This window comes from Clostridioides sp. ES-S-0054-01, assembly GCA_021561035.1.
Lineage (GTDB): Bacteria > Bacillota > Clostridia > Peptostreptococcales > Peptostreptococcaceae > Clostridioides.
In genome coordinates this window covers 225,527-237,723 of the sequence record CP067346.1, presented here as the reverse complement: position 1 = coordinate 237,723, position 12,197 = coordinate 225,527, and the positions used below count along the sequence as shown (strand labels likewise).

The 12,197-nt window shown below is 28.9% G+C and carries 10 protein-coding genes and 1 pseudogene; 3 read left to right on the top strand and 8 right to left on the bottom strand.

The window, feature by feature from the left end; all coding sequences use genetic code 11:
• Positions 1 to 146: 146 nt before the first annotated feature.
• Positions 147 to 1,412: an NAD-specific glutamate dehydrogenase gene (gene gluD / locus JJC02_01455; protein ID UDN54890.1), complete on the bottom strand. Its 1,266-nt coding sequence runs from the start codon at positions 1,410 to 1,412 to the stop codon at positions 147 to 149.
• A gap of 128 nt (positions 1,413 to 1,540) precedes the next feature.
• Positions 1,541 to 2,365 carry an ATP-binding protein gene (locus tag JJC02_01450; protein UDN54889.1) on the bottom strand — a complete coding sequence of 275 codons (825 nt, stop codon included), beginning with the start codon at positions 2,363 to 2,365 and terminating at the stop codon, positions 1,541 to 1,543.
• Between the two features lie 276 nt (positions 2,366 to 2,641).
• On the opposite strand from JJC02_01450, the gene JJC02_01445 reads away from it, so the two are divergent.
• Positions 2,642 to 3,829 carry a class I SAM-dependent methyltransferase gene (locus tag JJC02_01445; GenBank protein UDN54888.1) on the top strand — a complete coding sequence of 396 codons (1,188 nt, stop codon included), beginning with the start codon at positions 2,642 to 2,644 and terminating at the stop codon, positions 3,827 to 3,829.
• A 138-nt stretch (positions 3,830 to 3,967) separates the two neighbouring features.
• Here the strand turns inward: JJC02_01445 and JJC02_01440 are convergent, their stop codons facing one another.
• From JJC02_01440 to JJC02_01425, 4 genes and pseudogenes are all read right to left on the bottom strand, one after another.
• Positions 3,968 to 5,194, bottom strand: coding sequence for an NAD(P)/FAD-dependent oxidoreductase (locus JJC02_01440; GenBank protein UDN54887.1), 1,227 nt, complete (start codon positions 5,192 to 5,194; stop codon positions 3,968 to 3,970).
• The gene (locus JJC02_01435; protein ID UDN54886.1) at positions 5,169 to 5,642 is read right to left on the bottom strand and encodes a 4Fe-4S dicluster domain-containing protein; all 474 of its coding nucleotides are present in this window, start codon (positions 5,640 to 5,642) and stop codon (positions 5,169 to 5,171) included. Before JJC02_01435 ends, JJC02_01440 begins: the two co-directional genes overlap by 26 nt.
• A complete protein-coding gene (gene cooS / locus JJC02_01430) occupies positions 5,635 to 7,536 on the bottom strand; it encodes an anaerobic carbon-monoxide dehydrogenase catalytic subunit (GenBank protein ID UDN54885.1) in 1,902 nt (633 codons plus the stop codon). The genes JJC02_01435 and cooS overlap by 8 nt, the downstream gene beginning before the upstream one ends.
• A 416-nt stretch (positions 7,537 to 7,952) precedes the next feature.
• A pseudogene (locus JJC02_01425) lies at positions 7,953 to 8,207 on the bottom strand (recombinase family protein).
• 283 nt (positions 8,208 to 8,490) lie between these two features.
• On the opposite strand from JJC02_01425, the gene JJC02_01420 reads away from it, so the two are divergent.
• Entirely contained in the window at positions 8,491 to 8,661 is a 171-nt protein-coding gene (locus JJC02_01420) for a 4Fe-4S binding protein (protein ID UDN54884.1), read from the top strand.
• A 168-nt stretch (positions 8,662 to 8,829) separates the two neighbouring features.
• Here the strand turns inward: JJC02_01420 and JJC02_01415 are convergent, their stop codons facing one another.
• Both JJC02_01415 and JJC02_01410 read right to left on the bottom strand, forming a co-directional pair.
• Positions 8,830 to 9,369 carry a TraR/DksA C4-type zinc finger protein gene (locus tag JJC02_01415; GenBank protein UDN54883.1) on the bottom strand — a complete coding sequence of 180 codons (540 nt, stop codon included), beginning with the start codon at positions 9,367 to 9,369 and terminating at the stop codon, positions 8,830 to 8,832.
• Between the two features lie 138 nt (positions 9,370 to 9,507).
• Positions 9,508 to 10,140, bottom strand: coding sequence for a redox-sensing transcriptional repressor Rex (locus JJC02_01410; protein ID UDN54882.1), 633 nt, complete (start codon positions 10,138 to 10,140; stop codon positions 9,508 to 9,510).
• Positions 10,141 to 10,275: 135 nt separating this feature from the next.
• Between JJC02_01410 and JJC02_01405 the strand changes: the two genes are divergently transcribed.
• Positions 10,276 to 12,189: an ABC-F family ATP-binding cassette domain-containing protein gene (locus JJC02_01405; GenBank protein UDN54881.1), complete on the top strand. Its 1,914-nt coding sequence runs from the start codon at positions 10,276 to 10,278 to the stop codon at positions 12,187 to 12,189.
• The last annotated feature ends 8 nt before the right edge of the window (positions 12,190 to 12,197 follow it).

Here is a 12,197-nt window from a genome sequence, read left to right as displayed (position 1 = left end):
ATAGCATACTAAATTCTAAATTACATAACTTATCAAGTTATTTATAAGTTAAAACAAAAAATGAGTCACATAATTTAAGGGCTGTACTATGTACAGCCCCTATATATCTTAAATAATTATATTCCATTATTTATTAAGAGTAAATCTTAGTACCATCCTCTTAATTTCATAGCTTCAGCAACTTTCTTAATTGAATGCATGTAAGCAGCTTCTCTCATTGTAACATTGTACTCTTCTTTAATTTTCCAAATAGATTCAAATGCTTTAACCATAGCTACTTCTTCTTTTTGCTCTACCTCTTCTTCTGACCAGTAATATCCATATAAGTTTTGTACCCACTCGAAGTAAGAAACTGTAACTCCACCAGCGTTAGTTAATATATCTGGAGTAAGGACTATTCCTCTTTCAGCAAATACTTCATCAGCTTCTGGAGTAGTTGGTCCATTGGCAGCTTCACAAACTAATTTAGCTTTTATAGATTCAGCAACTTCTTTAGTTATAGAGTTTTCTAATGCAGCTGGTATTATTATATCAACATCTGAAGCCCAGAACTCTTCTAAAGATATTCTCTTAGCTCCTGGGAAGTTTAATAAGTTACCATGTTCTTTCATATAATCTAACATAGCTTGACCATCTAAACCATTTTCATTGTATATAGCATAAGAACCTTCTGATTTGCACCATTCAGCCATAGCTACAACAGTACCACCAAGTTTTTCACAGTTAAGAACTGTGTAAGAACCAACGTTTCCTATACCTTGAACAGCTATTTTAGCTTTTTTCATATCTATTCCTAATTTAGCAGCAGCTTCTCTTGCAGTAACAGCAACACCAAATCCAGTAGCAGCTGTTCTTCCTAAAGAACCACCAAATTCAACTGGTTTACCAGTTAAAACACCTATAGAACTTTGTCCAGTTAATTTATTATACTCATCAACCATCCAAGACATTATTTGTCCATTAGTATTTACGTCTGGTGCAGGAACGTCAACTTTCTCACCTATTAATTTATATATTCCATCTATGTATCCTCTACTTAATCTTTCTAATTCACCTTGAGATAAAGTTGATGGGTCTACTATGATTCCACCTTTACCTCCACCATATGGTATACCTGTTACAGAACATTTGAAAGTCATCCATATAGATAAAGCTTTTACTTCATCTCTTGAAACATTTGGATGGAATCTTATTCCACCTTTTGTTGGCCCTACTGCATCATTATGTTGTGATCTAAATCCTTTAAAAGTTTTTATAGAACCATCATCCATTTTTACTGGAATTGAAACTTCTATAACTCTCATAGGTTCTTTTAATAATTCATAGACTGCTGGTTCCATACCTAATTTATCACATGCATTTTTTACTTGAGATTGTGCCATCTCGAAGACATTTACATCTTTTCCTGACATTTGAAAGCCCCCTTATAAATACGTTATAATTATGTATACTCCATTTAGAAAAAACCATTTCCTAAATTTACAGTTTAATTATAGCACACTTTATTGCAAATTAGTATATCATTTTTTCAGTTTATTTTTTAACATGGGGGGAAGTTTATTTTTTTAATTTTATGAATGTTAATATCTATTTTTTGTACATTAACTAAAGTCATTTTCTCAATAGACTTTTTTATTATTTGTTGCATGTCTTCAACTTTTTTTATAATTTCTAAATCATTGATATTTATACTTACAAAAATATTCATAAAATTATTACAATTCTCTATATTGATTTTATTTATTCTATCAATGTTTCCAAAGTTGTATACTTCATATTCAATAATCTGTTTAATTACATCAGCACTAATATAAACTTTTCCGATATAACTAAAAGTTGGTCTTATAATTGTTTTTTCTAAAACTACCGTATTCCTATTATTCTCTTTTTTAAAAAGCCTCTTCAATGGATTTATACTAAGACCACTTGCCATACTTTTTATTTCAACTGTTGGAACAGGAATTACATGATTTCCTTCTTTTCTAGATTGCTTTGCTATTTCTATTTCATATTTAGTACTTATCTCTTGGATATTTACAAACTTATAAACTCTTCCAATTGATAATCTATCCACAATTTGATTAACCATTTTTTTTGATGTCCCAATAATAAGAATTCTTCTTATATTTTCCTTTTTAATTGTTTCTCTAACTTCTTGTCTATGACTCAAATTATAAAAAATAGCCCTTTTAACTGCTTCTATAGTAGTATTTGCTTGTTTTGCTGATATACCAGCTAAAACCTTGTTTTTGTATATCAAAATTCCATCATCGATTATATATTCTATATCATTTTCATATGCGAACTCTAAAGCCTTAAAGCTCTTCCCTGTGCCACTTGACCCAACCAAAGCATATACTTCCATTATATATCTCCTTTATAAAATAGATATAAGCTATTTATTACAAAATTTTATTGTAATTTATAGATTAAAATTATTATATCATTGACACTTTAATATTATATACAATACGAAAATTTATAGGCAAAAAATATACTGCACTATGAAATTTCTTTATAAGATATAAATTTCCTTCAAACAAAAAATTTATTGAAAAAATTTTACTTTTTAAAAAAAATGGCTATAATATAGTTTAAGCAAGGAAAACTTACTGGATTTACATTAGAAGGAGCTGGTAATATGAATATTACAAAAAATTTTCTAAAAGACTATTTGGAAAGATTTGGTGAAGTACCATTTCTAGTTAGGCTTAAAAATGAGGAAGAATTTCTAATTGGAGATGGATCCCCTCAGTTTAAAGTTATTATAAACAATGATATTAAAAAATCTGAACTACTAAAAAGTACATCTTTAGCACTTGGAGAAGCCTACATAAATAGAGATATTGAAGTTGAAGGGGATTTATTCTTAACTTTGAATCTACTTTTAAAACAAATAGACAAATTCAATATTGATAATTCAGCTGTAAAACATCTATTGCACTCATCAAATTCAATGAGGCACCAAAAGAAGGAAATACATGCCCACTATGATATTGGTAACGATTTTTATAGCTTATGGCTAGACAAGACACTTAGTTATTCTTGTGCATATTTTAGAAATGATAATGATACTCTTTATGAGGCTCAGGTCAATAAGGTTCACCACATATTAACAAAACTAAATCTAGAGGAAGGTATGAGCCTTCTTGATATTGGTTGTGGCTGGGGGTTCTTACTAATAGAAGCTGCAAAAAAATACAAAATTCATGGAGTTGGAATTACACTTAGTGAAGAGCAGTTTAAGGAATTTAACACAAGAATCAAAGAAGAGAATCTTCAGGATTACCTTGAGGTAAAACTTATGGACTATAGAGAACTAAAAAAATCAAACCTTATGTTTGATAGAGTTGTAAGCGTTGGGATGCTTGAACATGTTGGTAGGGAAAACTATGAACTTTTCATTAAAAATGTAAACGCTGTTCTAAAAGATAGCGGATTATTTTTACTTCACTATATAAGTGGGCTGAATGAATCTTATGGAGACCCTTGGATAAAAAAATATATTTTCCCAGGAGGAGTTATTCCTAGTCTAAGAGAAATGATACATATTTGTAGCAATTACAAATATCATACTATAGATGTGGAAAGCCTAAGATTACATTATGTAAAAACTTTACTGTACTGGCAAAAGAACTTCTATGAGAATCTTCCAAAGATTAAAGAAATGTTTGATGATAAGTTTATAAGAATGTGGGATTTATACCTTTGCTCTTGTGCTGCTGCTTTCAACACTGGTATTATAGATATTCATCAAATACTTTTCACTAAAGGTATAAAAAATGATTTACCTCTAACTAGAGAGTACATGTATCCTTGTTCAAAATAAGATTTTACAAATTGGATATAATTTAAACTTAATAAAAAAAATAGAGTTATTTCTAAATAAGATTTTTTATCTTTTCTTATTTTATAATAACTCTATTTATTGATTTACTGTATTTGTAAACCTTACTCTACATATACATTATACGCTATAACAGAATTCTCCATTTTCTTTTATATTAAAAAAGTCTGCATAACATACATCAAATATCCTATTTTCTAAATCAGATATTTCAACTTTATTTTTTATTAAATAAGTTAATACACCTACATATGAAATATCTCCTTGTATAATTGCTCCATAGATTACATTATCTTTATAGACAAACTTTTTATACTCATTAATTCCATATCTAGTTAATACTTTATAGCTATCATCTACAGGTGTATTCATCCCTATAGAAATAGTTGGTATGTCCATGAAATTCATACTATTTTTAAAAGCAAATTTATCTTCTATCTTCTTATCTTTGCCAGCCATATTATATGCAGCTACAATTCCTTGTTTTACTGCTAAAGGCCAAATAGCATTTTTACCTACAACATCTCCTGCTGCATATATGTCTTTTTGTGTTGTTTGGCACATATCATCTATTATTATACCTCTATCATATTCTATTCCTGTTTTATCTAAAAAATCAGCATTTGGTTTAACTCCTGTAGCTACAATCACCATGTCTGCATCTAGAATTTCTCCATTTGAAAATGCAACACCTTTAACATTTTTGCTATCATCCAAGATAATTTCTTGGATTGATGCACTTGGATAAAATTTTACACCCTTCTCTTTAAACTTATTCTGATACACTAATGCTGTATATTCATCTAATTGTCTATCTAAAATATACTTTTCCATAAAAGCTACAGAAATATTTAACTGCTCATATTTAAATAATCCAACTAGTGCATCTATACCAACTAGCCCAGCACCTATTATAACTACGTTTTTAGAGTTTTCTGCCTTTTCTTTTATCTTATAAATGTCCTCTATGTTTCTCACAGAATATACAAAATTCCCATCTCTTAAGTTTTTTATAGGAGGAATAGCAGAAGATGCACCTGTAGCTATTAAAAGCTTATCATAATTTACAGTAATGTCTTCTGTCTGAACCACTTTTTTATCTATATCTATGCCTTTAACAGTTTTACCTGAAATCCAATTTATATTATTTTTCTCCATAAAGTCTTCATCAACAAAATTTATTTGTTTTAAAGTTCTATGTTCAGATATAACATGATGTAACATACATCTTGAGTATATATTTTCATCCTTAGAAATTACTACTATATTTGAATCTTTATCTAATTCTCTTAATGTTTTTACTGCATTTATACCAGCTGCACTAGCCCCTAATACTACATAATTCATCATTTTCCTCCTTCTGTAATTCAATTGCTCCACTTGGGCAATTAGCTACACATCTAGGATACTCCTCATCTTTACATAAATCACATTTAAGTATGTTTTGCTTGCTTCTATCATCTGGCTTTAATAATCCATATGGACAAGACATTACACACATATAGCATGAACCACATTTTTCTTCATCATATGAAACTATTCCACTTTCACTATCTTTATGCATTGCACCACTCATACATGCTAATACACATTCAGGTTCATCACAGTGTCTACAAAGAATTGGAACTGGATTATTATGTTTGCTATCTAATTCTATATGTCCTCTACTATCATTATCTATATTTTCTAAATCAAGAGTATACATGTCATAATCTTTATTGTGTTTTAACATACATGCTAATACACAACTTTTACACCCTGTACATAAATCCTTATTTATAAAAATTCTATGCATTACATTCCACATCCTTTAACCCTAAATTTTTTCTTCTGTCTATTATTATTTCTTCTAATTGATTAGCTGAAGATTTAGGGTCTGGATTCACTATAACATGTCCTCCTGTTAAGTCTTTTAATTTTTCTGTTAATACTTCTGTTACTAATTTTCCTCCTGTTATAAATGGAGGTAAAGCTAAATGAAGAGGTAAGCCAAGGGCAAGACCAAAAGCACCATCAGCTAATGCTTGTTCTTCCAACCATTGTGGAGCTGAAAGCACCAATGGTAATTGTGGTAAGTCTATTCCAAGCTCAGCTGCTAATTCAGTTGCTACTATTTCTAATCTTCCTATAGCTAGGCATGGTCCAAAGTTTAATACTGGTGGTATTCCTAGAGTCTTACATACTTCTTTTAAGTTTTCCCCTGCTAATTCTTCTGCTCCAGGTGACATAAGACCAACATTTTCTAATCCTCCAGTAGAGCATCCTGCAGAGAGTACTATTATATCTTTTTTAATCAATTCTTTAGTAAGTTCAACAGTATTTATATCATGTCCTCCTGCTGTCATATTTGAACATCCTACAACGGCTGCAACACCTTTAATCTTTCCTTCTGCAATTAAATTAATAAGAGGCTTCCATGAATCTCCTAAAAAAGCTTTCAGATTCTTTTCACTTACACCTGTTAAAGATTGTTCAAATCCATGGTCTTTTGGTATATCTATTTCAACACTTCCTCTTCTCTCCTTATAAGATTCTAATGCTTTTTCTATTAAAGTATTACTAAGCTCATCTAATTTACTTCTGTCTAACCCTATATATTCTGCATTTGCTTTTTTAGCAACATCATCTAAACAAACCATTTTTACTTTATATTTATCTGCTATTGGTTCAAGACCTGGTATAGTACAGTTAAACTCAGAAAGGACTATATCTATTGCTCCAGTCGATAAAACAGCCTCACTTGTAAAATTGTTACCTGCATGTCCAGCAAATACTTCTTGATAATGTTCTCCTCTTAGTTGTAAATCTTGACCAACACATGTACATCCTACTAACTTAAATCCTTTTGCACCAACAGATTGGGCTAATTTTATAACATCTTCATCTTTTAATCTATCTTGGAAATTTGCAAATGTTGAATGTTGATGACCTGTTATCATTATATTTATGTAGTCTGGGTCTATTACATTAAATCCTACAGGAGCCATTCTTATAACTGGTTCTCCTAACATAACATCATTTAAAAGATTCGTTAGTGTAAGACCATATAATCCTGTTGATATACCTAAATTCAAACAATTAACTAGCATGTCTACTGGGTCACTATTTAAATTTGTTGATGATTTTACTATTGCATCAAAAACTTCTGACTTTGCACCACCAGGCATTATACCTAATTCTTTCCATTTTTTCACTCTAGGTGCATAAGCTATTTTTTCTACTAATTCCATTTTATCATCTCTTGATTTATACAAATCATTGATAACTTTGTCTGCAACCTTTATACACTTATCGTACTTTTCATCACTTTCTATTCCAAACATCTCTGCTAATTGATTTAATGTTTTTTCTCCTTTAACAACACCTTTAGTTATTCCAACATTCTTTAAATTCTTAGCTGTATTTTCCACCACATGTAAATAACAAGCTGCTCCTGATGCTACTGCTCTTAAAAAGTTTCTTGCTACTATAGTGTCTGCATCTGCTCCACATATACCTCTTGGTGATTTAGGAGTTACTCTACATGGTCCATTTGAACAGAGTCTACAACAAACCCCCTGAAGTCCAAAACCACATTTAACTTTTTGATCTTCTGTTCTATGAAATGCTGTTTCAACATCCTTTGAAGCTACAAAACTTTCTAATTTCTTGTCTGCACTTTCGCACATTTTACAAGTGTTACAAGCCATTACAAATTCCCCCTTATATTTTTATATTAAAAAAGTAGATTGAATAGCTTTATTATAATTGACTATAATTTAACTATTAAAATCTACTTATTTAATACCACGATTTTCCATATCTTAAACAAAATATAAATTATTAAAATAAATATATATATTTATTTTTTTTTACATTTTTATTTATTTAAATCTCTACTTATTTTTTCGAGTTTATTTAAAACTATATACTTCTCACTTTCATCAAGTACTTTTGGTTGATAATTATTACTAGAGCTACTAGATGTTATTGAAGTTGGTATTATATTGGGCTCTTCAATTGAAGTTAATTTATTATCCGAAAAAGTAAAAATTTGTTGATATATATAACTATCTGTATCAGAAGGGTCCTTATTTCCTCCAAATCAAAAATTACCTAATATATTAAGAAACTCCATTTGATTTTTCAAATTATCTTTTTGATTAGAAGTTGAAACTCTTGTATAAATAACAGTTTTTCTATTTACTTGTTCTTTATGTATTCCTTTATATTCTAAATATTGTTCATAAGTGTAGTATCTTCTATCTGTTGGAGTTCTAAAAGCCTTTAACTTCCCTTCAACATCCCAATGTTGCAGAGTTCTGACTGAAATATTAATTAACTCTGCAAACTATTTTGGTTTATAGTTATTATTTTTCATATTAAACCTCCTTTGTATTAATAAATTTTAAAACATAATATACTTTTTAGAATATAACATTTTTAAATACAATCGATAGACAACTTTTTAAATTTTATTTTATTTTTAAAATAAATTTCTTTAAAATAAATAAAAATATAAGCAGATTAAACTTTATTGTAAAACTTTAAAATAAGAATATCATAATAAAGTTTTTGTTGTAGAATTAATTTAATTGTTATATTCAATAATATTTGTTATAATGTTATTGAATTACAATACATATAAAAGGGAGGATTTCAAAATGGCATATAAAATTACTGACGCTTGTATAAGCTGTGGTGCTTGTGAGGCTGAATGCCCTGTTAGCTGTATATCAGCTGGAGACGATGCATATGTTATAGATGCTGGTTCTTGTATAGACTGTGGTTCTTGTGCAGGAGCTTGTCCTGTAGATGCACCTCAACCAGAATAATAATTCGTTATTCATAAAGAGACTGATTTTATTTTATATATAATAATCAGTCTCTTTTTAATTATATATGATTCAAGTAATATCATTTATATATTTTATTATAGTTGCTAACTAATTTATCTTAAAATACTATCAACACATATCTAATACTTTTAATTTAATATAATTTTAATCCTCTTCATAAAATCTTTCATATTTATCAAAGCAATCAAGACATACTTTCTTCCCTTCTTGAATTCTTATATATTGCTCAGATGCAAATTCACCACATACCTCACATTTAAGAGATTTAAATATTCTTGCTTTTTCGGGAAGCCCTAACTTCGTATCTGTAATATCAAATATATCTTTAAAATCACTTTCTAATAAGTACTTTTTATATCCCTCTCTATCCATGTCAAATGGTTTAGACTTTACATATATTCTTATAGATTTTCCGTTTTCTCTATTAAAAAAATGATATACTGATTTTCCAGTCATCCTAAGTAGTAGATTCCCTTTACCCATTGTGCAACTTAGCACTACTTGTATACCATCTATTCCACAAGCATCATTTTCAGAAATACATACAATTTCCTCATCTCCTGATTGTTTACATCCTAAATATTCTCTTGCTGCAAGTGCCGCTTTAAATCCTATAGCTAAACCTGGACATTCATGACCATGAAATTCAATTGCTTTTTTCCATAACTCCTCCACAAAAATCACTCTCCCTAATATTATTTATTTGCATACTTTATTTAAATTTTTATCCTAATATTTCAAAAAGCCAGAGGATTTAATATTAAATCTTCTGACTTTCTCAATACTCTTCACAACTATTTATTATTAATATTTTTATGTTGTCTACTTTCCTTCTTTCATTAAATACGATAAAGTAAATAAGCTTTCTGTTAGGTTTACATTTTCAACTATAACACCTTTTGGAACCTCTAAATCTAATGGTGCAAAATTCCACACGCCTTTGATTCCAGCTTTTACAACTCTATTAATAACTTCTTGTGCTCCATTTTTAGGTATACATAATACAGCAATATCTATATCATTGTTTTTTATAAAGTCTTCTAAAGTATCTGAATCTAATACTTCAAACTCTCTTATCTTTAAACCTATCATTCTAGGATTTGCATCAAATAAAGCTTTTATCTCGAATCCAGCTTTTCTAAATCCTGCATAATTTGCTATAGCTTGTCCTAAGTTACCTGCTCCTACAAGAACTGCGTTGTATGGTCGATCTAACCCAAGAATTTTACCTATCTCAGTATGAAGAGCTTCTACATTATAACCATATCCTTGTTGTCCAAATCCACCAAAGTTGTTTAAATCTTGTCTTATTTGAGAAGCTGTAAACCCTATTATATCACTCAATTCTTTAGAAGATATTCTTTGTATATCCCTATCTAATAAGTCTCCAAGATATCTATGATATTTTGGGAGCCTTCTTATAACTGCCATTGATATATTTTTATTTCCCAACATCTTCACCTCCTAAAAGTGTCCTCTTTTGTGTTTGATTCACAATAAAATATTTCTTTTTCAAAACTAATACATATAACCTTGATTATATTATATCAAAACATTATAATTTTAGATAGTTCAAGGAGGTAGAAATTTATGATTGTTTTGTCATGTAATAACTTAAATAAAAGTTTTGGTATAGATTCTATATTAGAAAATATTAGTTTTACAGTAAATGAAGGCGATAAAATTGGTATAATCGGCGTTAATGGTACTGGAAAAACTACTTTATTTAAAATAATTTCAGGAATTTATGGCTATGATAGTGGAGATATTTACACTTCTAAAGATTGTGAAATCGGATATTTAGAACAAAATACCAATTTTTATTCGGATAATACTATTTTAGAAGAAGTACTAGAAGTTTTTAAAAATTTGATAGAAATGGAATCCTATTTAAGAGAATTGGAGGTTAAAATATCTGAAGAAAGTACAAAAACAAACTCTCCAATTATAGAAAAAATAATGGATGAATATTCACATAAACTAGAGTTATTCTCAGATTTAAATGGATATGGGTATAAATCTGAAGCTAAAGGAGTTTTAAAGGGATTAGGATTTAGTGACAATGATATGGATAAGCCAATAAGTATACTTTCTGGTGGTGAAAAAACTAGAGTTCTTTTAGGAAAATTACTTCTTAAGAAACCAACTCTATTGTTACTTGATGAACCTACTAACCACTTAGATTCTGATGCAATAGAATGGTTAGAAGTATTTTTAAAACAATATAAAGGTACTGTTATGTTAATATCTCATGATAGATATTTCTTAGACCAGTCTGTAAATAGAATTTTTGAAGTTCACAACAAAAAACTTAAAGTATATAATGGTAACTACTCTAAATTTGTTGAGTTATCTAAAATAGAAAAAGAACTAGAACTTAAGAAATTTGAAGACCAACAAAAAGAAATAAAAAAACAAGAAGAATCAATTGAAAGACTAAAAGCTTATGGTAGAGAAAAACACCTAAAGCGTGCAAGAAGTAAAGAAAAAGCATTGGATAAAGTAGATGTTTTAGATAAGCCAGAGGCTTATAGAAAAAAAGCTCGTATACAATTTACACCTTCTGTGCAGAGTGGTAATGACGTTCTTCAAATTAGAGATGTATCTATGGGTTATGGAGAAAGAATACTTTTTAAAGACTTGGACTTAGATATATATAGAGGAGAAAAGGTTGCTCTTATAGGTGCAAATGGTGTTGGTAAATCTACATTATTTAAAATAATAACTAATGAACTACAACCTCTTAGTGGTAATATTAAATTTGGAACTAATGTCCACGTTTCTTATTTCCACCAGGAACAAAAAACTCTTAATTTAGACAACACAATAATTGATGAGATTTGGGAAAATAACACTCATCTTACTCAAACTACTTTGAGAAATATGTTAGGAGCATTTTTATTTGTTGATGAAGAAGTTTTTAAGAAGATTTCTACATTAAGTGGTGGAGAAAGAGCTAGAGTTGCTATACTTAAACTTATTCTATCAAATGCAAATTTATTATTATTAGATGAACCTACTAACCACCTTGATATTGATTCTAAGGAAGTCCTTGAAGAAGCATTAACTAATTATGATGGAACTATATTTACAATATCACATGATAGATATTTTCTAAATACTGTTGTTGATAAGATTTTAGTTTTAGATGAAAATGGAGTTACTGAATATCTAGGAAATTATGATTATTATATCGATAAAAAAAGGCAAATCCAAGAGATGAGTCTTATAGAAGAAAAAGAAGAGAAAACTAGAACTCAAATAAAAGAAGAAAAAAGAAAAGAGAGAGAACAGAGAGAAGTAGAAAAGAAAAATAGAATAAAAAGACAAAATATAGAAAAAGAAATTGAAAAGTTAGAACTTCAAATTAAAGAATTAGATATACTTTTATGTCAAGAAGAAGTATACTCTAATCCAGATAAAGCTAAAGAAGTTAGCCAAGAAAAAATTAATCTAGAAAATAACCTTACCTCTCTATATAATGAGTGGGAAGAATTTATGTAAAAGGGAGA